This window comes from Aridibaculum aurantiacum, assembly GCF_017355875.1.
GTDB lineage: Bacteria > Bacteroidota > Bacteroidia > Chitinophagales > Chitinophagaceae > Segetibacter > Segetibacter aurantiacus.
Genome location: NZ_JAFEWC010000003.1, coordinates 104823 through 127045 on the forward strand (window position 1 = coordinate 104823; position 22223 = coordinate 127045).

At 42.1% G+C, this 22223-nt stretch carries 20 protein-coding genes; 12 read left to right on the forward strand and 8 right to left on the reverse strand.

Features of this window, described 5'->3' with window-relative positions:
• Window positions 1-77 precede the first annotated feature (77 nt).
• The 4 genes from trpS (at window position 78) to J4N22_RS14310 (ending at window position 3742) form a co-directional block, all read left to right on the forward strand.
• Entirely contained in the window at window positions 78-1058 is a 981-nt protein-coding gene (gene trpS / locus J4N22_RS14295; RefSeq protein ID WP_207495653.1) for a tryptophan--tRNA ligase, read from the forward strand.
• A gap of 63 nt (window positions 1059-1121) precedes the next feature.
• Window positions 1122-1757, forward strand: a complete 636-nt coding sequence (locus tag J4N22_RS14300) for a deoxynucleoside kinase (protein ID WP_207495655.1) — start codon at window positions 1122-1124, stop codon at window positions 1755-1757.
• A 179-nt stretch (window positions 1758-1936) separates the two neighbouring features.
• The gene (locus tag J4N22_RS14305; protein WP_207495657.1) at window positions 1937-2242 is read left to right on the forward strand and encodes a hypothetical protein; all 306 of its coding nucleotides are present in this window, start codon (window positions 1937-1939) and stop codon (window positions 2240-2242) included.
• 921 nt (window positions 2243-3163) lie between these two features.
• The gene (locus J4N22_RS14310) at window positions 3164-3742 is read left to right on the forward strand and encodes a TPM domain-containing protein (protein WP_207495659.1); all 579 of its coding nucleotides are present in this window, start codon (window positions 3164-3166) and stop codon (window positions 3740-3742) included.
• A 695-nt stretch (window positions 3743-4437) separates the two neighbouring features.
• Here J4N22_RS14310 and pckA read toward each other — a convergent pair.
• Window positions 4438-6045, reverse strand: coding sequence for a phosphoenolpyruvate carboxykinase (ATP) (gene pckA, locus J4N22_RS14315; RefSeq protein WP_207495661.1), 1608 nt, complete (start codon window positions 6043-6045; stop codon window positions 4438-4440).
• Between the two features lie 212 nt (window positions 6046-6257).
• Complete coding sequence (locus J4N22_RS14320; protein WP_207495663.1) at window positions 6258-6818, reverse strand: UbiX family flavin prenyltransferase; 561 nt, start codon at window positions 6816-6818, stop codon at window positions 6258-6260.
• A gap of 34 nt (window positions 6819-6852) precedes the next feature.
• Between J4N22_RS14320 and J4N22_RS14325 the strand changes: the two genes are divergently transcribed.
• Window positions 6853-7374 carry a thioredoxin family protein gene (locus J4N22_RS14325; protein ID WP_207495665.1) on the forward strand — a complete coding sequence of 174 codons (522 nt, stop codon included), beginning with the start codon at window positions 6853-6855 and terminating at the stop codon, window positions 7372-7374.
• Window positions 7375-7517: 143 nt separating this feature from the next.
• Here J4N22_RS14325 and J4N22_RS20115 read toward each other — a convergent pair whose 3' ends face one another.
• From J4N22_RS20115 to J4N22_RS14340, 4 genes are all read right to left on the reverse strand, one after another.
• Window positions 7518-7652 (reverse strand): hypothetical protein, encoded by a 135-nt coding sequence (locus J4N22_RS20115; RefSeq protein WP_255551711.1) that lies wholly within the window; start codon window positions 7650-7652, stop codon window positions 7518-7520.
• Between the two features lie 644 nt (window positions 7653-8296).
• On the reverse strand, window positions 8297-8980 hold the full coding sequence (gene trmD / locus J4N22_RS14330; RefSeq protein WP_207495667.1) for a tRNA (guanosine(37)-N1)-methyltransferase TrmD: 684 nt from the start codon (window positions 8978-8980) through the stop codon (window positions 8297-8299).
• Window positions 8981-9050: 70 nt separating this feature from the next.
• Complete coding sequence (locus tag J4N22_RS14335; RefSeq protein ID WP_207495669.1) at window positions 9051-9455, reverse strand: RNA-binding S4 domain-containing protein; 405 nt, start codon at window positions 9453-9455, stop codon at window positions 9051-9053.
• A gap of 175 nt (window positions 9456-9630) precedes the next feature.
• Window positions 9631-11169 (reverse strand): SUMF1/EgtB/PvdO family nonheme iron enzyme, encoded by a 1539-nt coding sequence (locus tag J4N22_RS14340; RefSeq protein WP_207495671.1) that lies wholly within the window; start codon window positions 11167-11169, stop codon window positions 9631-9633.
• Between the two features lie 417 nt (window positions 11170-11586).
• Here J4N22_RS14340 and porU point away from each other — a divergent pair, with 417 nt between their 5' ends.
• From porU to J4N22_RS14370, 6 genes are all read left to right on the forward strand, one after another.
• On the forward strand, window positions 11587-15003 hold the full coding sequence (gene porU, locus J4N22_RS14345; RefSeq protein ID WP_207495673.1) for a type IX secretion system sortase PorU: 3417 nt from the start codon (window positions 11587-11589) through the stop codon (window positions 15001-15003).
• Window positions 15004-15083: 80 nt separating this feature from the next.
• On the forward strand, window positions 15084-16250 hold the full coding sequence (gene porV / locus J4N22_RS14350) for a type IX secretion system outer membrane channel protein PorV (RefSeq protein WP_207495675.1): 1167 nt from the start codon (window positions 15084-15086) through the stop codon (window positions 16248-16250).
• Between the two features lie 67 nt (window positions 16251-16317).
• Entirely contained in the window at window positions 16318-16794 is a 477-nt protein-coding gene (gene ispF, locus J4N22_RS14355; RefSeq protein ID WP_207495677.1) for a 2-C-methyl-D-erythritol 2,4-cyclodiphosphate synthase, read from the forward strand.
• 45 nt (window positions 16795-16839) lie between these two features.
• Window positions 16840-17301, forward strand: a complete 462-nt coding sequence (gene dut / locus J4N22_RS14360) for a dUTP diphosphatase (RefSeq protein WP_242692240.1) — start codon at window positions 16840-16842, stop codon at window positions 17299-17301.
• A gap of 13 nt (window positions 17302-17314) precedes the next feature.
• Window positions 17315-18133: a lipoprotein insertase outer membrane protein LolB1 gene (lolB1, locus tag J4N22_RS14365; protein ID WP_207495679.1), complete on the forward strand. Its 819-nt coding sequence runs from the start codon at window positions 17315-17317 to the stop codon at window positions 18131-18133.
• A gap of 29 nt (window positions 18134-18162) precedes the next feature.
• Complete coding sequence (locus tag J4N22_RS14370) at window positions 18163-19521, forward strand: murein hydrolase activator EnvC family protein (protein WP_207495681.1); 1359 nt, start codon at window positions 18163-18165, stop codon at window positions 19519-19521.
• A 110-nt stretch (window positions 19522-19631) separates the two neighbouring features.
• Here J4N22_RS14370 and J4N22_RS14375 read toward each other — a convergent pair whose 3' ends face one another.
• Together J4N22_RS14375 and J4N22_RS14380 are read right to left on the reverse strand one after the other, a co-directional pair.
• Window positions 19632-20456 carry a ZIP family metal transporter gene (locus tag J4N22_RS14375; protein WP_242692241.1) on the reverse strand — a complete coding sequence of 275 codons (825 nt, stop codon included), beginning with the start codon at window positions 20454-20456 and terminating at the stop codon, window positions 19632-19634.
• 1 nt (window position 20457) lies between these two features.
• Window positions 20458-21117, reverse strand: a complete 660-nt coding sequence (locus J4N22_RS14380; protein WP_207495683.1) for a metal-dependent transcriptional regulator — start codon at window positions 21115-21117, stop codon at window positions 20458-20460.
• 115 nt (window positions 21118-21232) lie between these two features.
• On the opposite strand from J4N22_RS14380, the gene J4N22_RS14385 reads away from it, so the two are divergent.
• Window positions 21233-22183 (forward strand): hypothetical protein, encoded by a 951-nt coding sequence (locus J4N22_RS14385; protein ID WP_207495685.1) that lies wholly within the window; start codon window positions 21233-21235, stop codon window positions 22181-22183.
• The last annotated feature ends 40 nt before the right edge of the window (window positions 22184-22223 follow it).

Consider the following 22223-nt stretch of genomic DNA (forward strand, 5'->3'; position numbering starts at 1 on the left):
ATGCCAGCTGATTTTCTCTCTGCAGGTTTCTTAGTTCACTTTATCTTCGCCGCCTTATGGAAGCAAAGCCTATTGTAATGAGTGGGATCAGGCCCACAGGATTTTTGCACCTTGGTAATTACTTTGGTGCCATCAGGAATTATGTAAAAATGCAGGAGGAGTTTGAGTGCTATTTTATGGTAGCAGACCTTCACTCGCTAACCACGCATCCTGATACAAAAGAACTGAAGGGTAATGTGCATCGCGTGCTGGCGGAGAACATCGCCTGCGGACTTGACCCGGATAAGGCTGCTTTTTATTGCCAAAGTCATATATACGAAACCAGCGAGCTGTACCTGTACCTGAACATGCTGGCTTATAAGGGCGAGCTGGAAAAGACAACAACTTTTAAAGACAAGGTGCGTCAAAGCCCGGATAATGTAAATGCCGGTTTGCTTACTTATCCTGTCCTTCAAACAGCTGATATCATACTTCACCGTGCGTCGCTGGTGCCGGTAGGTAAAGACCAGGAGCAACACCTGGAAATGGCGCGCAATTTTGTAAAGCGTTTCAACCACAGGTATGGTGACGTTTTCCCGGAACCAATGGCATTTAACTATAGCCAGGAGCTGGTAAAGGTGCCGAGCCTGGATGGCAGTGGCAAAATGAGTAAGAGCGAAAACCAAATGGCTACGCTGTACCTGGCCGATGATGATGAAATGATAAGAAAGAAGGTGATGAAGGCTAAAACGGATGCGGGACCTACAGAACCTAATTCAGAAAAACCTGAATATATCTCCAACTTGTTTTTGCTGATGAAGCTGGTGAGCAGCCAGGAGGTTATTGAAAAATATGAAGCTGACTTCAATACCTGCAACATCAGGTATGGCGACATGAAAAAGCAACTGGCTGAAGATATGGTGGCTTTTATAGCTCCTATTCGTGAAAAGGTAGATGGCATTTTAGCAGATGATGCTTACCTGCGCCAGGTGATGGAGAAGGGTGCAGAAAAGGCAAGAGCAAGTGCCAGTGAAACCATGAAACTGGTTCGTGAGGCAATTGGATTAAATTACTTTTAGACAGCCTCTTCTACACAAAATCCTGCTATTTTCGCCCACTTTACAAAAAGGTAACTCCAGCAAATGCCAAAGAATAAAAAACCAAAACATATAGCCATAGCCGGGAATATAGGTGCCGGCAAAACCACCCTTACCGAAGCGTTGAGCAAGCATTACCGCTGGATACCTCAGTTTGAAGATGTAGCTAATAACCCGTACCTGAATGATTTTTACGAGGATATGCCGCGCTGGAGTTTCAACCTGCAGATCTACTTTTTGAACAGCCGTTTGAACCAGTTGCTGGAGATACAAAGAGGTACAGAAACAATTATACAAGACAGGACGATCTACGAGGATGCGAACATATTTGCGCCCAACCTCCACGACATGGGTTTGATGAGCAAGCGCGATTTTGATAACTATTACCAGTTCTTTCAAACGCTGAAAAGCATGGTGCAGCCACCAGATCTGCTTATTTACCTGCAGGCGTCGGTGCCTACGCTGGTAGGTCAAATACAAAAGCGCGGCAGGGAATACGAAGAAAATATCAGGCTGGATTACCTGAAGAAATTGAATGAATATTACAACAAGTGGATCGAGAATTACAAAGAGGGGCCACTACTGGTTATAGATGTAGATAAGAACAAGTTTGGCGAGAACTCAGAAGATATGGGAGATATCATCAATAAAATAGACGCGCAGTTGTTTGGGCTGTTTTAGTACAGCAATAAATTCTTTCAAAAAAGCAGGAGTTAGCGCTCCTGCTTTTTTTTGTGCAAAAAAAGCGGTAAGAATGGATTGTGCTAATATTAATACTAAAATTATTATATCAACATATTGTTTGTTAAAGCGTAAGGTTTAGCTTCGTTAGGCGCTATTAAAAAATCTCAAATTTCAACGTGGAGAAAGATTGGAAACTCAATCTTCGGTACGGGAAATTAACAACACCATTTAAGCATTACACGTTATTAGCTCAAGGGCTGGTGGGCGAGTTGGTTGAAGGCTTTGAGTGCAGACCTGGCACTGCTATAATCGCAATGAAGATTTGGGCGTTGGATGCAAATCAGGCCGCTGATGTTTTCCAAAGCATTGGCGGGCAAATTGGCTATAGGGTTACGCATGATATAGAAGTTTACGAGACAGACCCAGTGAAGCCGCCCGAAGACAATCCTTACGGATATGATATTCAGTTTACTCCTTTTTAACGAAAGCTAATTCTTCTAATTAACAGCACTTAACAATATGTTTCAAAAATGGCTGCTTCATAACTATCTTTCAACTATAAAATAACAGACGGTAAGAAGTAATTGAAGCGGCTGGAACACGGAATATAGCCACTTCACAACATCTTTGACGTTAGCGGGAATTAGTGGCAATACCAAAACATTTGAAAGAGCTAAAATGGATGTTGAAAATGTCGCGTTTAATTTAGATGCGTTTTACGGTTCATACTGGAGAAGGGTCTTGAAGATATTTACTGCATACATCAGGTGGCTACTCATTAGTCTCGTTTTATATATTGTTGTTAATGGAATGCAGCACTTATTGTTTATACTAATGTTTGTCCTTTTCTTATTATTTATCGTTAGCTGCTATTTTGCTTATAATGTTCTACTAAGTGTTAAATATGATGCTACTACAAGTTCCTTACGATTAACTTATACAAATTTTGACAAAGTCAGGATTATTAAAATAGATAATAGGGATCACTTAAAGATATACACGAGAAAACGGTACAGATATAGGTACCCTGTTGACTGTCTCATATTTGAAAAAGATAAAAAAATAATTTTCAGTCAAGAAGCAATCAATGGATGGACAATTGAAGATTTTAAAAAGATAGAATCATATTTTAAAACTATACACGACGAAAAATAACATGGTTCTTGCATAAAAGCTATGCTGCTCATAGAACTTAACTTCTGCCATCGATCGGTTCATTCAAGCGTGGCGTAAGAGGTAGCAATCGGCAGTGATATTTTATTCATCTTCGGTTCGGGCGGGAAGTTATTTGTTGAGCAAAAGCTGTTAAATTGAATATTCATTAATAAATCAACACCGGCTCACGGCGGAAGTGGGGCGAATGCCGCACCTGCATGAAGCCGTGAACGTTATATGCCACTTTTATGAAATTTAACAAACGAGCAGGTTTTCTAACCTTTTTTATTTTTGCAATTGCAAGTATTTCCTTCTGTCAATCTTCAGAGAATTTAGATAGTACCGCCAAAAGAATAAATTTATTCAGACAAATATTTTGGGACAGTTTGCCGCAGCCATCTGGTTATGTTAACGACTACGAAAACCTTTATACGGACGATGAGGAGGACATTTTAGACAGTTTGATTTTAGACTTCGAGAAAAGGACAACCGTGCAAATGGCTATTGTAACATTCGATACATTAATGATGACTAAAGACAGTTTAGACGCTTTGACTTTGAGAATTGCAAAATATTGGGGCGTAGGACAAAAAGAAAAAAATAACGGTGTGTTAATCGGCATCAGTAGAGGCTACAGAAAAATAAGAATTCAAAATGGCTACGGTATTGAAAAGGTATTGACAGACGGAGAAACTAAAGAAGTTGTTGATAAAGCTTTTATTCCCGCCTTCCGCCAAGGAAGATATTTTGACGGAACTCTAAATGGACTAAAAACTCTAATGGAAGCACTTATAAAAAATTCAGAAAAGAAAGCAATTAATCTTTAATCTCTCTTGCTCTGCGAATACAAAACGGCATGTACAGTGTGTTTATAAAATTGAGGCTGGAGATTAAGCATTGAACTTGAAATCGCTATTTTGCCCCTGTGGTTAATTGAGACTGATGTTTTTTAAAAGGCCACAACTTCATAAACGCTTTTACGTTGTAGGCAACCATAAAAATGAAACATCAAGCATTATTTTTAGCAGTTTTAATAGGTCTATTTACAGTGATTGGAAGACGCATCAATACAGCCGCAGACGAGTGGTTTTATGAAGTCATTTATCCGCTGAATTATCATGGAGTGTTACTGACAATGTAAAAGAATTGCTGCCTACAACACGCATGTTTCTTTATTACTGGCGGAAGAACATGAAGCAATCTTTTCTCTTTTTAATCATTATCAACAAGTGTATGAAGCATCGGTGTTTCAACTACCAGTACTACATAAACATGTTCCATCTTGCCTGCAATTGTGCTCAAAATTTCCAACCTCTATGACTGAACAAAGATTCTGGAACATTTTAAACGCCACAATTCCCGGTAACCCGGCTAAACCAGAAGAAAAGCGATAATTTTTGCTCCTGCTTTTTATTGATTATCTCATTTGGTTCGTTTACAAAAAGAAACAAGCTCCACCTGGTGGCAGAGCTTGTAACATTGGAAGCAATCATAAGGGAACCTTTATCCTCTCTTTTAGAGATCAATCTATTGAAGGTGCAGCGGCCAGTATTTCTTCTGTAACACCACTTGCATATTTTTCAAAGTTTTTGCGGAACTGTTGAGCAAGGTCTTTTGCACGCTCATCGTATGCTTCTTTGTCTTCCCATGTATTCCTCGGGTTAAGCACCTCGGCCGGAACACCCGGACATGAAGTTGGCATCATCATTCCAAAAACAGGATGCGCTACAAATTCTACTTTGTCCAGTTCGCCGTTCAATGCAGCTGTTATCATAGCACGGGTATAGCCAAGTTTTATCCTGTTACCCACACCATAAGGTCCGCCGGTCCAACCGGTATTTATCATCCAAACATTCACCTGGTTTTCTTTCATTTTCTCACCCAGCATTTCTGCATAAAAGCCAGGGTGAAGCGGTAAGAAAGGTGCGCCAAAACATGCACTGAAAGTAGACTTAGGCTCGGTAACACCTGCCTCGGTGCCTGCTACTTTTGCAGTGTAGCCGCTAATGAACTGGTACATTGCCTGGCCCGGTGTGAGTTTACTTACAGGAGGCAAAATGCCATAAGCATCTGCAGTAAGGAAGAAAATATTTTTAGGTGTATTGCCTATAGAAGGTTCAAGCGCGTTGCTGATATAAGTAAGCGGATAACTAACCCTCGTGTTCTCAGTTATCTTTTTACTAGCAAAATCTATCTGGTTAGAACCATCTAAAAAGGTGGTATTTTCCACGATAGCGCCTGGACGAATAGCATGGAAAATCTCAGGTTCTTTTTCTTCGCTCAGGTCTATCACTTTTGCGTAGCAGCCCCCTTCAAAATTGAAGATAGCATTGCCGTTCCAGCCGTGCTCATCATCGCCAATCAGCTTGCGATTAGGATCAGCGCTCAATGTTGTTTTACCGGTACCACTCAGGCCAAAGAAAATAGCGGTGTCGCCATCTTCGCCCATGTTGGCACTGCAGTGCATGCTAAGCACATTGCGGTCGTGTGGAAGTATGTAATTCAGAATGGTAAAGATGCCTTTCTTCATTTCGCCGGTATAACCTGAGCCGCCAATGATGATCGTCTTTTCAGTAAAAGATACAATAGCAAAATTGTGTTGCCTTGTACCATCTACTGCAGGGTCAGCATAAAAACCAGGTGCTTGTATAATGTGCCAATCTGCTTCAAAAGTTTCCAGGTCGTCATCAGTTGGACGTAGAAACATATTATAGGCAAACAGGTTACTCCACGGATTTTCGTTGATAACCCTGATGTTGAGGCGATATTCAGGATGTGCACATGCATAACAATCTCTTACCCACACCTCGTCTTGCTGCCCGAGATAGTTAAGCACTTTCTTCTTTAGTTGATGGAAATATTTTTCGTCGATCGGCAGGTTGAAATTGTTCCAATGAACAGTGTTCTCAGTGATTGAATCTTTTACAATGAATTTGTCTTGCGGACTTCTCCCGGTGAATTCACCTGTTTTAACCACCAAAGCGCCTGTATCGTTCAGTTCGCCTTGCCCGCGTTCTACAGCTTGTTGCACCAGTTCATCCGGTGTTAGCTGGTAGTGAATGTTGGTTGTTTCCGGTAAACCTACTTGTAAGATCTTTTCTAATGGAATCATGATAGTTGGCACTGACATAAATTATGCAATCGTTTTTTAGTGAATGACAAATCTATAGTTTAATTTTTATCAAAAAGAATACCCGCAATCGTGTGAGGATTTGAAAGTATGCAAAGAATGGGTAGTTCCTTTAGATAAAGATCAAATATGGCAATATGAACTGTCTAAACCTTTTAGTGTTAACTACAGTTCATTTCATTTCTTAAAAAAAATGAGGAAAAGAAAAAGTATCAATTTCCCCACCTGAAACTGTTGATGTCAATACCAGCAAGGTCCAGCAGCCTATCTACTACTGTCGAAGCCAGTTGATCAATGGTTGCAGGTTTGCTATAAAAGGAGGGGCTGGCAGGGCAGATGATGCCACCGGCAAGCGTTACGGTTTCCATGTTCCTGATATGAACCAAGTTGTAAGGCGTTTCCCTAAGAAGGAGCACCAGTTTGCGTCGTTCTTTTAGTATCACATCGGCAGCACGTGTTACCAGGTCGTCGCTGGTGCCTGCTGCTATACGGCCCAGCGTGCCCATACTGCAGGGTGCTACTATCATGGTATTAAATTGAGCCGAGCCAGAAGCAAAGGGAGCCATGAAGTCGTACTTGTCGTAAAAGTCTACTGGCAGATCCTTATAATCTTCATTGCCCAGTTCTGTGCGCCAGATATCTTTAGCGTTATTGCTCATTACTACGCCAACTTTCTCCCACTGGTCTTTTGCCTGTATCAATTTATCAAGTAAAAGTTTTGGATAAATAGCTCCACTGGCGCCTGTAATAGCTATAACAATCTTGTTGGGCATGTATATGATAACTTTGGCTTCTAACAAAAGTAGGATGCAAAAAGTTATGCCATTGATGTTGCTGTTGCTGATAGGTATGGGCGCGCATGCACAAAAGAAAAAGGCAGATCAGGGTTTATGGCAAACATGGCAGGAAGTAACGCATTTAGCAGCGTCCACCAATAAACCTGTTTTTATTGATATCTATACTGACTGGTGCCGCTATTGTAAGATCATGGATGCTACCACTTTTAAAAATGATTCGGTGGTAAGCTACCTGAAGCAAAATTACCTGCGCTTTAAGTTCAATGCCGAAGGAAAGGACACTATTATGTGGAATAACAAGGCGTTCACTTTCAACCCGCGGTATGATGTGCATGACTTTGCCGTCTACCTAACAAGGGGAAGTATTGTTTATCCTACAACTGTTATCATCACTCCGGGTGGGCAGCCCTTTTATAAGCATGGTGAAATAAGTGCTGGGGAAATGGAAATGCTATTGAAATATTTCGCTATGAAAAAGCCTTCACAAACACTAGAGGAATACGCTGCCGGCTTTGCTGCTACCTGGAAGTAAATCTAATTGTAAGCGATTGCAACTAACCTCCACATGCACACATCTATGTGTATGGTTTTTCATAGAATATTGGATTAAAACAGGGCTGGATTTCTATCCTGGCCCTTTTTGCTTTTTACTACCTGCCTCTTCTGCATTTCAAATTACTTCACAGGTTTTTTCATCCTGTTTTTCAATTTCCCTACTTCAGTTGCCAGTTTTTCAACAAAAGATAAAGTTTGAACAATTAATTGCTCTAACTGCATAACTCGCTGCAACTTAACCTCTACTGCTGCCATCTATGTGTATGGTTTTTCATAGAATATTGGATTAAAACGGGGCTGGATCTTTATCCTAGGCCCCTTTTTTATTTCTCAAACTTTCCAGGAGTAATCTCTTTTGGTAACAGGGATAAAAAAACAAAAGCCCCGAAAAGGGGCTTGATAAAGGTGATCCAGGGGTTGTCAACATCAAGTTCATTTTTGGTGTTGTGGTTAGCTTTCTTGCATAGGTTTAGAAACGGCCACTTGATGAAGACGATGCAATTTGTAGAAAATATTTTGATGGAGTGCTTATAAAAGACAGGATACTGCTCTTAGCGGACGAGAAGTGGAAGTTTATTCTTTCCTGGTATGATATCAGCTATAAAATAAACAACCCCACTGGTGGGTGGGGCTGAACTGAGTTTTGTTTTCCTGATTAGCCTTGTGGTTTTTCAAGGTAAATGGAAACTCCTGGTTTTTCAGAATTGGATTTCTTTGGTTTCTCGGAAATTGGATAAAACGGGGCTTTTCATACTTGGATATCGAAAGGGTACTGGATAAATTGGTATACCAAAAATAACTGCAGCAGGTGGTGAATCTGCTTTCTAGAGTCCTAGAAGATATCCGAATCGGACATGTTATATTAGTAGAACTACGATGTTTCTAAAAAGGATTTCTATTTACTCTTCGTCATATAGGTCTGGGCGGCGTTCTTTTGTTCGCTTGATGGATTGCTCATGACGCCATTCGTCTACTTTTTTAGGATCGCCACCAAGCAGTACATCTGGCACTTTCCAACCTCTGAAGTCAGCAGGGCGTGTATACACAGGAGGCGCCAATAGATTGTCCTGGAATGAATCAAACAGGGCAGAGGTCTCATCGTTCAGAACGCCTGGCAGCAGCCTGCCAATAGCGTCTACAACCACTGCAGCAGCTATTTCGCCGCCACTTAGTACATAATCTCCAATAGAGATCTCCATGGTTACATAATGCTCACGAATACGCTCATCTATGCCTTTGTAATGACCACAGATGATCAGTAGCTGTTGTTTCATTGACAGTATGTTGGCGGTGCGTTGTTCAAAACGAGCGCCGTCGGGAGTCATGTAAATGATCTCATCGTATTTGCCGTTCTTTTCCTGTAGTTCATCAATGGCGGTGGCCAACGGCTCGCACATCATCACCATACCGGCGCCGCCACCAAACTGGTAATCGTCTACCTGGCCATGTTTGTTAACGGCCCATTTGCGTAAAGGATGTACCTCTACCTGCAGCAGCCCTTTGTCCTGTGCACGCTTCATTATACTGTGCGATAGCGGGCTCTCCATTAGCTCCGGCAATACAGATATGATGTCGATCTTCATGCCGCAAACTTAGTAGTAAAAAGAAAGAAGAGGCTATGGAAGTTGTATTGAGAAATAATAAGAATGAGGTTTATTCTTCCGGTTCACCGGGGGCGCCTGTAAAATCTTCCAGGTCGCGGCGTTCTTTTTTGGTTGGCCTGCCAATCTTACTCAAGCGCTTGCCTGTATGAAAAGATGAAGCCTGTACTTTTGCGATCTCCAGGTTTTCTTCTGGTGTAAGGTCAAGGTAGTACTTGATTGCTTCGCTGAACTGCACGCGGTTGTGTAGCAGCCCGGTCACTTTTATCACCCATTTTTTTGCTTCTGTCTTCACCTCGTATTCATCTCCAATGTTCACTGTTTTAGACGCTTTGACAGGTGCTCCCTGCATTCTAACTCTACCTTTATCGCAGGCTTCTGATGCCAGGCTACGGGTCTTAAATAAGCGGATTGACCATAAGTACTTATCTATTCTTAGTTTTTCTTTTTCAGCCATGTGATTTGCTTGATGATGTAATGGAATATAAACACCTGTAGTATTTGCACCACCGTTGCCCAAAGTTATAAAGATGAACGGAGCGTCGCCTCAACTGTCGCCAAAAGATGAAATGTTGGTGTAACAAAAAAGCCACCCGAAAAACGGATGGCCTTGTTTTGTATTTACCTTTTCCTTATCTCTTTTGTCTGCGCGAAGGGAAGAAGTTACCAGTTTTGCGGCCTTTACCTTCAGGAGCTCCAAAATGCGTCATAGCGCAACGGAAACCTACGGTGTTACTGCTCTGATCTTCTTCCAGGAAACGACGGGCACCTGGGCTCAACCAATAAGCTCTGTCGTTCCAGCTACCACCTTTGATAACGCGGCTCTTGTCGCTGATAAGGGTAGTGATACCATAACCATACTGGGTATTGGTAAGTGAGTCACCATCCATATAGTTAATAGCGTAAGAACGTTGGTAGTTGCGGCGGTTACGTAAAGTAGAGTCTACTTCGTCCACCATTTTAATGCGTCCAAGATCGTCGCGAAGATTACCTTGTCCACCAGACATATCCACTTTCTGGAACCTGTTACCACGGTATGGGTTGAAATCGTCAGCATCTACATTGGTAAGCGGACGATAAACATCGGCTACCCACTCGCTCACGTTACCACTCATATTGTACACACCAAACCCGTTAGGGAAGAATGCTGTAACCTCGGCAGGGATAGCAGAACGGTCGTTCAGACCACCGGCAGTACCCATGTTATCACCACTTCCGCGCTTAAAGTTAGCCAGGAAGCTACCTTGCCATGTACCACGACGGGTTGCACGCAGGTTATCGTATCCATCGTTGTTCCATGAGAATATCTGCTTGTTAGAAACCAATTCCTCACCACGTTTCTTCTCGCTGCCACGTACTTGTGGGTTTTGATTGATGTAACCCAATGCTGCATATTCCCACTCAGCCTCTGTAGGCAGGCGGTAACCAGGCAACAGGATACCATCATCGAAACGTACGGTGTTACGAGGACGACCTTGTGCGTCTACCAATCCACCTTTTTTAGGTTTGCCAGGTACACCCTGGTATTCACCCATCAGGTAAGCTTTGGTATTGAAGTTTTCTTGTCCACCACCTTGCAGTTCTGTTTTCAGAACATTCTTGTTCTGGTAGCCAGCCTGGATCAACTCGTTCTGGTTAACCCTGTCGGTACGCCAGATACAGAAATCGTGCGCCTGCTTCCAGTTTACACCTACTACAGGATAAAAGTTGTAAGATGGGTGACGGAAATAATATTCTACGTAAGGTTCGTTGTAAGCAAGTTCGCTTCTCCAAACCAGTGTATCAGGCTTAGCACCTTCTACCACTGCTTCATATTGAGGATCGCTGAACACGTTCTCAATCCAGTGAATGTACTCACGGTAGTGAACGTTTGCTACTTCTGTTTTATCAATAAAAAATGAGTTGACAGTTACACGGCGTGGAATATTGTTCCAGTCGCCCATGATGTCTTCGTTGGTTGCGCCCATTGTAAAGGTACCACCCTGAACAAACACTAATCCCGGTCCGGTTTTAATGTCTTTGGCTTTTGCGACATGAAAACCACCCATGTTCTTGTCGTTGTAATTCCAGCCGGTCATGTCGCTTTTGGCTTTTTTAGCCTTGCACGAGCCTAAAGCAGCGGCAGCCGCTAAAACCAGCGTAAAATGTTTAAGACGCAATAATCTTTGCATGTGAGACAATTTAACTTCTAAGTTGAACGAAAATAAGGAGTAGATATTATTCTATACGGGATATAATTGGGTGATCTCTGGTGATTAGACTTGCGAATATAAAAGAATTAATCAAATAATCTTCTTCTGCTGCAAAAACTGGATTGTTAGCAATTTTGTAAAACTGCTCCCGTACATTTTTTACTACAAATGCAGTTTGTAAACGGTGCTTAGCGTGCAAGTATTGTTCTGTTTCAGCTTTGATTATGAGTGTATTTTGGCTTTTAAGACTTGTGTCCTTGAAGGAAATAGGTAAAAGCGCAAGGCTTTTTCTTCAGGAAAATTTAATGAGAATTGGCAGGTCTTGGGTCCATGTTGGGCATTGTCTTGTATTTAAAATACGAGTTTCGGAAACTGCCCTATAAATTTGGATGGTAGATGAAGCGCCTCCCAATCTTTTTAATCCTTCTTGCAGTTTTTCCTTACTTAGCTGGGGCGCAACGTACGTATTCTTCTCAATCTGTGTTGGCCAATGGCAACTTCTACAAGATTGCAGTTGCTAAGGAGGGCGTGTATAAAATAGATATTGCTTTTTTTAATGCGCTGGGAATAAACAGTCAAAGCATCCCGTCTGCTTCTATTCGCTTGTATGGTAATGGCGGTGGTATGTTGCCGGAAAACAATGCTGTTTCGCGCATAGATGATCTGTATGAAAATGCTATCCAGGTAGTAGATGGTGGTGATGGAGTTTTGAATGGTAGTGACTATTTTCTTTTTTATTCAGCTGGCCCGGATGCATGGCAGAAGGATAGCCTTGGGCAGCGTTTCAACTTTGTAAAAAACCTGTACAGCAATGTGTGTTACTACTATATAAGTATAGGAGGTACAGGAAAACGCATACAAACATCATCTGCTACCGGCACAGGCATACCAGTTTCTACTTTTGATGATAGAATTGCGCACGAAGTAGATACCATCAATTTTTTGCGTAGCGGTAAGCAATGGTATGGAGAGGAGTTCAGCAGTACGCCGGGCAATACCCTTCACCGCTCGTTTACCTATACATTTCCTTCAATAGTTGCAGGTTCACCACTTACTTTCAGAACCAATATTGCAGCGCGCAGTGTGGGTGCAGCCAGCAGGTTCGAGATAAGAGTCAATGGGCAGAATTTGCCAATGATCAATATACCAGCTGTAAGTGGAAATATATTGGAAGCTTTTGCTGTAGAAAACCAGCTGGAGGCAGCGGTGCCGGCGGGGCAGGAGGCAGTAACGATTAACTATAGTTTCATCCCCGGAACATTTAACGCACAGGGATGGTTGAACTGGCTGCAGGTTTCGTGCAGGCGCAACCTGGTAATGACGGGCATACGCCAGCAGCCTTTTAGAGACTGGCATTCAGTAGGAGCTGGGAATACTGCCACATTCAGTCTTTCGGGAGCAACAGCCAATGCGCAAGTGTGGGAAGTAACTAACCCACTGGAGCCGCTGCGTATGAACCTGCAAGGCAGCGGCAATGTTAGCTTTTCGAATGATGCTGGCAGGCTCCGGGAGTACATATATATAAGTGGTGAAGAATTCCTAGTGCCTACAGTTGTGGGAAAGGTGAATAATCAGAACCTGCATGCACCTGCTGTAGTTGATTACATCATTGTTACAAATGCTTTGCTGCGTGGTGAAGCCAATAAGCTTGCTGCATTTCATGCACAACATAGTGGGATGAAAGTAACGGTGGCTACAACGGAGGAGATCTTTAATGAGTTTGCCTCGGGTATACCTGATCCGGCTGCCGTGAGGGATTATGTAAAAATGTTTTACGACAGGGCAGGGGCAGATACCACTAAGCGGCCAAAATACCTGCTTTTGTTTGGAGATGCTTCTTTTGATTATAAAAATCGAGTGGCTGCTAATACCAACCTGGTGCCTTCGTACCAAAGCATAAACAGCCTGGATCCGCTGGCTACTTATACCAGTGATGATTTTTTTGGTTTACTGGATGATGCGGATGATATCAACCTGAACTCGCCTCCTGGTCTGCTGGATATTGGTATTGGCCGCATACCGGCAGCTACCGCGGCTGAGGCTAAGCTATTTGTAGAAAAGATCATTCACTACCACAGCCCTGCTACGTTGGGCAGTTGGAGAAACAACCTGACGTTTGTTGCCGACGATGAAGATGGAAACCTGCACCTGAATGATGCTGAACTAATCTCAGCTAATGCCCATACCGCTAATCCGTTGTACAACCAGTACAAGATATACCTGGATGCCTTCAGACAAGAAAGTGGCAGTGGTGGAAGCAGGTACCCTGCGGTGAACCAGGCAATCATCAACCAGATGTTTAATGGTAACCTGGTTTGGAACTACAGTGGCCACGGCGGCAGCCAGCGTCTTGCTGAAGAAGCTATTTTTGATCGTGACCTGATCAACCAGCTGAACAATGAAGACAAGCTGCCATTGATGATCACGGCGACTTGTGATTTTGCTCCCTTTGATGACCCGGCTAATAAATCTTTAGGAGAAAGCCTGCTGGTGGATTATAAAAAAGGTGCTATTGCTCTTACTACCACCACTCGCCTGGTGTTTGCTTTCAGTAACAGGATCATAAACAACGCTTACCTGCAGTTTGCACTGCAGCCCGATGCAGCCGGAAAGTATCGCTCACTAGGAGAAGCTATCAGAATTACGAAGAACCATACGCTCAATGCTTCTGCTGATGTGGTCAACAACCGTAAGTTTACTTTGCTGGGCGATCCGGCAATGCGACTGGCGTTTCCTGAATGGAAGGTGCAGGTTCAGGCAGTAAATGGTCTTCCTGCTACAGCGGCGGATACTTTGAAAGCATTGGAAGAATGTACTATTACCGGGATACTTACAGATAATAATGGTATTCAGCTCCACTCGTTCAATGGCACCATCTATCCCACCGTTTTTGATAAAGCACAACCTGTGTCTACGTTAGCAAATGATCCGGGAAGTTTGCCCACAACATTCAATCAACAAACAAATGTTGTTTATAAAGGAAAGGCTACAGTTACCAATGGTTATTTCAGTTTCAGGTTTATCGTGCCGAAGGATATCAACTACCAGTTAGGAAATGGCAGAATGAGCTTCTATGCTGAGAATGGAAGCAAAGATGCAAATGGTCTTTTTACTAATTTTTTCATTGGCGGCACTGGTAACACTGCCATCAATGATGAAGAAGGTCCGTCGCTGAAAGCATATCTGAATGATGAAAAGTTTGTGAACGGCGGGTTGGTAAACGAGCAGCCGTTGCTGATCATCAAGCTGAAAGACTCATCAGGTATCAATACTACAGGTACCGGTATCGGACATGACATTACTGCTATACTGGATGGGGATGAAAAGAACCTCCTTGTCCTGAATGATTTTTACGAAGCAGATATAGATAATTATAAACAGGGAACTGTTCGCTTCCAACTTCCATTGCTGCAGCCGGGGCCACATACACTTAAAGTAAAGGCTTGGGACGTGGCCAATAACAGCAACGAGACCTTTTTAGAATTCGTAGTTGCCCGGTCTGAAAACCTGCAATTGCAACATGTTTTGAACTATCCAAACCCTTTTACTAACCGCACAAGTTTCTGGTTTGAACATAATCAACCCGGAAGCAGCTTAAAGACCTTGATTCAAATCTATAGTGTGTCTGGCAAGCTGGTTCACCAGTTGCAGAAGATCGTTCAAAGTGATGGCAACCGAAGCACGGAAATAGAATGGGATGGTTGTGACAGCTATGGAAGCAGGTTAGGCAGAGGCGTTTATATATATAGAATAGTTGTAACCGGCGCCGACGGCAAACGTGCTGAAAAGCTTGAAAAGCTGTACATTCTGTAGGTTTCAGGGGCTCATTATTTTGTTGCACGTTTGAAATATTCTTCTATTTTTACACACTCTTAACTAAACAAATAGTGTCGATGAAACAATCAACTCTGAGAATGTCTGCTGCGGTTTTATTGGGTCTATTACTAGGAACAGCCAGTAATGCTCAGGATGCCAATAAAATAAACGTAGTAACTTCTGCAGTACCTTTTTTAAGGATTTCGCCAGATGCACGTGCCGGTGGAATGGGCGATGTAGGTATTGCTACGTCTCCTGATGCGAATGCTTCTTTTTGGAACCTGGCTAAAACTCCTTTTGCACAAAGCAGAACAAGCATTGCCGCTACATATACTCCATGGTTAAAAGACCTGGGTTTAAATGATGTTTATCTTGCTTCACTGGCTGGCTACTACAAGCTGGATGAAGAGCAGGCCGTTTCATCATCTATTCGCTATTTTAGTTTAGGAAATATTCAATTCACAGATTTTGCAGGAAACGATCTTCAGTCTTTCCGTCCGAGAGAATTTTCAATTGACCTTGGTTATAGCCGCAAACTGGGTGAAAGATTGGGATTGGGTGTAGCACTTCGTTACATCAATAGTAACCTTGCTGGTGGACAGGCTGTAAATGGCGTTTCTTACAAAGCTGGTAACGCAGTATCAGGTGATATCTCTTTATTCCATACAGGTGTTAATGAGCAGGGTGCAGGATGGAACTGGGGTATAGTGCTTAGCAACCTTGGATCTAAAATTTCTTACACTAGCGACGCTACGCAAAAAGATTATATACCTGCAAACCTTGGTTTAGGTGCAGCTTATACATGGTCATTTGATGATGATAATAAACTAACTGTTGGTGCTGATGTAAATAAACTACTGGTGCCTACACCACCAGCTTTAGGTGATAGTGCAGGTCTTGCCAGGTATCGTAACAAGAGTGTTATCAGCAGCTGGTTTGGCAGCTTCAGCGATGCTGGCAGCTTTGGCGAAGAGTTAAGAGAATTTCAAATTTCAGGTGGTGCAGAATATACTTACAACCAGCAGTTCATGATGCGTGCAGGATATTTTTACGAAGACCGTACAAAAGGTAACCGTAAATATTTTACACTTGGCGCAGGTCTTAAGTACAATGTTTTCGGTCTGAACTTTTCTTACCTGATCCCTACAGGTCAAGGTGTTAACCGTAACCCGCTTTCAAACACACTACGCTTTAGCCTTGTGTTCGACCTGGATAATAATACTAATGGTTCTGCTTCAAGATAAGCGATCATCTAATTGATTATAAAAGGCGGAGGTTCTTACCTTCGCCTTTTTCATTTATACCTACAATATGTTTAGAATAGGATCAGGAATAGACTTTCACCAGTTGGTAGAAGGAAGGGAACTCTGGCTTGGCGGAATCAACATTCCACATCACAAAGGCGCCTTAGGTCATAGTGATGCAGATGTACTACTTCATGCTATATGCGATGCTTTACTGGGTGCTTTGTGCCTTGGTGATATAGGCGTTCATTTTCCTGATACTTCTGCTGAGTTCAAAAATATTGACAGCAAGATATTGCTAAAACGTACCTATGACCTTATAACCTCTGAAGGATATAAAGTAGTGAATATAGATACCACCCTCACCTTAGAAGCTCCTAAAATAAAGCCTTACGTCAGCCAGATGCAGCAAGCGATTGCATCCATTCTACAGTTGGGTGAAAGAGATGTTTCTATAAAAGCAACTACTACTGAAAAGATGGGTTTTGTAGGTAGAGAAGAGGGTGTAGTAGCCTATGCAACAGCCTTACTTCAGCGGGTTTAGTTTTAACAAAGCGATGTATAACTTCTTCTGCTTCACTACATGTCAATGGCTACATTTGCTTTAGTGGAAAAACTAACGCTTAAAATTGTAAATACGTCATCCAATCCATTGCCATCTTATGCAACAGGTGGTTCTTCAGGAATGGATCTTCGGGCTCAATTAAATGAGCCTGTTTTGCTTAAACCGCTGCAGCGAGTAATGATACCAACAGGATTATCAATAGAGTTGCCTGTAGGGTATGAAGCGCAGGTGCGGCCACGAAGTGGTTTAGCAATCAAACAAGGCATAACATGCCTGAATACACCAGGAACTATTGATGCAGGTTATCGCGGTGAAATCAAAGTAATATTGGTAAACCTGTCGGAAGAAGTGCAGCAAATAGAACATGGTGACAGGATAGCGCAATTGGTAATACAGCGGGTAGAGCAAGTGCAGTTAGAACTGGTAGATGAATTGGGAACTACTGAAAGAGGCGCTGGCGGATTTGGTCACACTGGCAAAAATTAAGTTGTAAAAGATTATGAGAATTGTATTTATCATTTGTTGCCTTTTCTCATTGCTGGTTGCTTGCAGACCAGCTAAAAAAGTGCAGCGTATACAAACTGCTATTTCTAAAGTTGATACTACACAAACTGTGATAGTGAAAGACGTAGCTGTCGATTCATTGCAAGAGGCTAAAGCAGTTTTCAAAAAAGTTCTTACTAACAATATTGATTTCACCACCTTCAATGCAAAGGTGCGGGTAGAGTACGACGGTAAAGAAGGCGGTGATGAGGCTACTGCATTTATCCGTGTACGTAAGGATAGCATCATGTGGTTATCTCTTCGCGGAGCTTTAGGTATAGAAGGTTTCAGAGTTCTGATAACACAGGATAGCGTGAAAGTGATGAACCTGCTGAAGAAGACTGTGCAACTACGCAGCATCAGCTACCTGCAGGAAATGACTCAGCTTCCTTTCGATTTTCAAACATTGCAAGACCTGGTAGTTGGTAATCCTGTCTTCATCGACAGCAATATTGTTTCTTATAAAGTAGATGCAAACAACCAATTGAATGTATTGATGAAAGGAAGGTTCTTTAAACATCTTCTTACGCTGGATAATAAAAACCTCAAAGTCTTGCACAGCAAGTTGGACGATATAGACGTAACCCGTAACAGAACCTGCGATATTACCTTTAGCAATTATGAAACTTCTGCAGGTGTACCTTTCTCTACCAAACGAAGAATAACTGTAGCAGAGCAATCTAAACTTGACATCAATCTTGATTTCAAGCAATATACTTTTAACCAACCTACTACATTTCCTTTTAGTATTCCAAGGAACTACAAAAGGCAATAGAAATTATTAACCTGAAAAAACCTTAGGTCATGTTCAACAAAATAGTACTCCTGGTGCTACTTATGGTAGCCGGCTTTGTCCTGGTAGCACAGCAAAACAAAGAGGAACTACAACGTAAACAGAATGATCTGAAGCGTGAGATAGAAGAGCTCAACAGGTCGCTAAAACAGATACGCAACAGTAAGAGTAAATCGCTTGCTAATTATAACCTGGTAAAGCGGAAAATAGCTGCACGTGAAGAATTGATCAATACGATCAACAAAGACATGCGCCTGCTAGACGATAACATCTATCTCTCTCAGTTGGAGATAAACAAGCTGAACCGTGAACTGGATACACTAAAGCAGGAATATGCTAAAAGTCTTGTGTTTGCTTATAAAAACCGTAGTAACTACGACTACTTAAATTTTATTTTTTCTGCTGCTACATTCAATGATGCTATCAAGCGTGTGACTTACCTAAAAAGCTATAGGCAATACCGTGAGCAGCAGGTTGCAAACATCAATAAAACGCAGAGTATTGTAGAGAACAAGATCGCCAGCCTAAACAACAGCAAGAACCAAAAAGCGGTTGCGCTGCAAGATCACAGCAAGCAACTGCAGGTACTGGAAGAAGATCGTAAAGAGCAGAACCAGGTGGTGACCAAGCTGCAAAGTGAAGAGAAAAATCTTTCTGCCGCTATACGCAAACGTGAGAATGACAGGAGGCAAATTCAATCAGCTATCACTGCAGCTATCAGGCGTGAGCAACAACTGGAAGCAAAAAGAAGAGCTGATGCTTTGGCCAAACAAAAAGCTGAAGAAGAAAGGTTGCGTAAAGAAGCTCTTGCCCGCAATGCGGCTAACAATAACAATACACCTTCAGCTCCTACATCATCTTCGCGCAGAACAGAGCCCGCTACTACCGGTGTAACTACTGCACCTAAAACGGAAAGGGTATACACACCACTGGAGTCTACAGAAGAAGGCAAGGCAATGTCTATAAATTTTGAAACCAACCGAGGCAGGCTGCCATGGCCGGTAGATGCAGGACATGTTTCTATTCCTTTTGGAGAATATACCATTGCAGGAACCAAGTTAAGAGGTAGAAGTGATGGTATAACTATTTCTTTGCCTACTGGTTCTACAGTAAAAGCTGTAGCAGATGGTGAGGTTATATCAGTAATAGATATTGGTGGAGAGCAAGCGGTGCTGGTAAAGCATGGTAAGTATTTAACCACATACAGTCACCTTGGTAGTGCCAGTGTAAGCCGTGGACAAGCAGTTAAGCCTGGTACTGTACTAGGTCGTGCGGCTGCAAATGATGATGGTGAAGGTGAAGTTGTATTCATGGTTACCACAGAGCGTGGCCAGCACATGAACCCTGAATCATGGTTAAGAAGAAGATAGTTTGATAAAAGCTTCAATAAATTGTAAAGGCTTCAGCGTACTGCTGAAGCCTTTGTCGTTATATATGTTCAGGAAAATGTTGTAGGAGTACTTTATTGTGAAAGTTGCTATTAACCAAGTGCAACATCCAGTATCATCATTACCACAAAGCCACCAATAAATCCCAGTACGGATATATCAGTGTATTTATCGCGTTGCGTTTCTGGTATCACTTCTTCTATTACCACATATATCATTGCTCCTGCAGCAAAGGCAAGGGCAAAGGGCAAAATAGGCTGCATATAGATAACAGCAAGAGCACCAGCTACGCCTGCTACCGGTTCTACTATAGCTGATAATTGCCCGTACCAAAAGCTTTTTATGCGGGTAACTCCATGCCTTCTTAAGGGCATTGCTACAGCTATTCCTTCAGGAAAATTTTGAATGCCGATACCTATAGCAAGTGCAATAGCAGATGCTATAGAAGCGCCTTCCATGCCATTGGCAGCAGCACCAAATAATACACCTACAGCTAATCCTTCAGGTATATTATGCAGGGTGATGGCAAGTATAAGCAGAGTAGTTTTATGAAGCTTTGTTTTTACGCCTTCTGTTTCTTCTACACCAAAATTTATATGCAGGTGCGGCATGTACCTGTCTAAGAAATAGATGAATAAAGCACCGCCTAAAAAGCCTACCGCAGCAGGCATCCATGGTGCAGTAGGATATAAGGTGCGGCTCATTTCTATAGATGGATTAAGCAAACTCCAAAAGCTTGCTGCTACCATTACGCCTCCTGTAAACCCAAGCATTCCGTCAAGCGAAGAACGCTTCATGGTTTTAAAAAAGAAAACCACCGAAGCTCCTGCGGCAGTTACTAACCAGGTAAAAGTGGTAGCTAATAGGGCTGACCATACCGGTCCTATTCCTGAAAAGAAAGATTGAATTTGTTCCATTCTAAATAACTTTTACAAACAGTGTTTGCGCTAATTGTTGACTGATGGTGAAAGCCGGTTTGCCGGTGATCTTTATTTCAAGTGAATGATCAAAGTTGAAGCGTTTCTTCACTTCTAATGTTGTTCCTATGCTTATGTGCCTGTGACGGAGTAACTCAAGCAGCTCGGATGATTGACTGCCTACAGCACATACTTCAGCTGTTGTATTCAGCTCAAGGTCTATCAGGTTTATTTGCCTGTTGGTAGCCATCTTTCCGTGTACGTCAGGAATGGGATCGCCATGCGGATCAAACTTTGGATATTCAAGAAAGGCATCTAGCTTTTCGATAAGCAAAGGGCTGTTGATATGCTCCAGTTCTTCTGCTATCTCGTGTACCTCATCCCATCCCATCTGTAGTTTTTCTACTAAAAAATACTCCCACAACCGGTGCTTGCGTATAATGTTCAACGCTATCTTTTTTCCTTCAGGGCTTAACCTGAAACCCTGGTAACGCTCATAGTGCAGCAGCTTTTTTGTCTTCAGCTTTTTAAGCATATCTGTTACCGATGCTGCTTTGGTAGATAGCTGTGCGGCCAGTTCATTGGTGCTAACCGCGTTTTCTGATTTTTGTAAATGAAATATTGCCTTGATATAATTCTCTTCGCTCGTCGAAAAATTCATCTCATTGAAAATTAAATTTAGGTAAATCTAAAAATTTATACCCAGCTGAACAAGATTGCTAGAACGATTATTGCATAGTGATTAATCTTATTTTTACCAGATAACCAGCATCATTATGAGATTAACTTTACTGCTGCTATCCTTCATGGTTTTTTTTGCATGTAAACAAAAGCGATCTATGGCAGGAGATGAAGCAGTCACTTTCGAAGATTTTGCTGAAGTATTTCCCACCAGTGAACTTCCTTTTTCTGTTGCAGATTCTAACATTCATAAAGTAGCAGATACAACCACAATTGCACATAGTATATTGTACCAGTTTGTACCTGATTCTGTTTTTAAAAATGTGTTTGGTAAAGACACTAATTATATCGTTCGCCCGGTAGCAAAGCTGGACGAAAAGGAGAAAGAAGATTACCTGGCTGTATATGTAAAGGGCAAGCAGAAATCAAGCGTGGTATTACTGGTTTTCAACCAGGATAAATTTTCTGCTGCAATGCCTTTGATAACAACAGCTAAAGACAAAGTAAACAATACAGCCACCATAGATAAGAAACTGTCAATAGCGCTGAACAGTGAGTGGAACAAAGACAACGAACTGATGTACAACAGGCAAATCTTGGCTTATAATACAGCAGGTACCTTTACCACCGTTCTTACTGAAACAAATGTTCCGCAGGTTTTTGATGCAAATACAGTTTTAAATCCAATTGATACTTTTCCTACGAAGAACAAGTATAGCGGTGATTATCTTTTGGGTAAGAACAATATCCTCTCCATTCGTGATGCAAAAACACCAGACACTTATCACTTCTTCATATACTTCATCAACCAGGGCGAAGATGCATGTAGTGGTAATTTAAAAGGTGAATTATCAATGACTTCAGCTACTACAGGACAATATTCTTCTTCAACAGATCCTTGTGTGGTTGATTTTACTTTTTCTACCAGTAAAGTGCAAGTAAAGGAGACTGGTAGCTGCGGAAACTATCGTGGTATTACATGTTTTTTCGACCACACTTTTACAAAAAAGAAACCAGCAAAAGCTACTACTACCAAAAAGCAATAAACTTCTGGCGCTCTAATAACAACTATTTATCATGTTATTG

Excerpts from the sequence above, each read along its gene's own strand:
- trpS (WP_207495653.1), top strand. The coding sequence starts at position 78 with ATGAGTGGGATCAGGCCCACAGGATTTTTGCACCTTGGTAATTACTTT.
- J4N22_RS14300 (WP_207495655.1), top strand. The coding sequence starts at position 1,122 with ATGCCAAAGAATAAAAAACCAAAACATATAGCCATAGCCGGGAATATA.
- J4N22_RS14310 (WP_207495659.1), top strand. The coding sequence starts at position 3,164 with ATGAAATTTAACAAACGAGCAGGTTTTCTAACCTTTTTTATTTTTGCA.
- pckA (WP_207495661.1), bottom strand. The coding sequence starts at position 6,045 with ATGTCAGTGCCAACTATCATGATTCCATTAGAAAAGATCTTACAAGTA.
- J4N22_RS14320 (WP_207495663.1), bottom strand. The coding sequence starts at position 6,818 with ATGCCCAACAAGATTGTTATAGCTATTACAGGCGCCAGTGGAGCTATT.
- J4N22_RS14325 (WP_207495665.1), top strand. The coding sequence starts at position 6,853 with ATGCAAAAAGTTATGCCATTGATGTTGCTGTTGCTGATAGGTATGGGC.
- J4N22_RS20115 (WP_255551711.1), bottom strand. The coding sequence starts at position 7,652 with ATGGCAGCAGTAGAGGTTAAGTTGCAGCGAGTTATGCAGTTAGAGCAA.
- trmD (WP_207495667.1), bottom strand. The coding sequence starts at position 8,980 with ATGAAGATCGACATCATATCTGTATTGCCGGAGCTAATGGAGAGCCCG.
- J4N22_RS14335 (WP_207495669.1), bottom strand. The coding sequence starts at position 9,455 with ATGGCTGAAAAAGAAAAACTAAGAATAGATAAGTACTTATGGTCAATC.
- J4N22_RS14340 (WP_207495671.1), bottom strand. The coding sequence starts at position 11,169 with ATGCAAAGATTATTGCGTCTTAAACATTTTACGCTGGTTTTAGCGGCT.
- porU (WP_207495673.1), top strand. The coding sequence starts at position 11,587 with ATGAAGCGCCTCCCAATCTTTTTAATCCTTCTTGCAGTTTTTCCTTAC.
- porV (WP_207495675.1), top strand. The coding sequence starts at position 15,084 with ATGAAACAATCAACTCTGAGAATGTCTGCTGCGGTTTTATTGGGTCTA.
- ispF (WP_207495677.1), top strand. The coding sequence starts at position 16,318 with ATGTTTAGAATAGGATCAGGAATAGACTTTCACCAGTTGGTAGAAGGA.
- dut (WP_242692240.1), top strand. The coding sequence starts at position 16,840 with ATGGCTACATTTGCTTTAGTGGAAAAACTAACGCTTAAAATTGTAAAT.
- lolB1 (WP_207495679.1), top strand. The coding sequence starts at position 17,315 with ATGAGAATTGTATTTATCATTTGTTGCCTTTTCTCATTGCTGGTTGCT.
- J4N22_RS14370 (WP_207495681.1), top strand. The coding sequence starts at position 18,163 with ATGTTCAACAAAATAGTACTCCTGGTGCTACTTATGGTAGCCGGCTTT.
- J4N22_RS14375 (WP_242692241.1), bottom strand. The coding sequence starts at position 20,456 with ATGGAACAAATTCAATCTTTCTTTTCAGGAATAGGACCGGTATGGTCA.
- J4N22_RS14380 (WP_207495683.1), bottom strand. The coding sequence starts at position 21,117 with ATGAATTTTTCGACGAGCGAAGAGAATTATATCAAGGCAATATTTCAT.
- J4N22_RS14385 (WP_207495685.1), top strand. The coding sequence starts at position 21,233 with ATGAGATTAACTTTACTGCTGCTATCCTTCATGGTTTTTTTTGCATGT.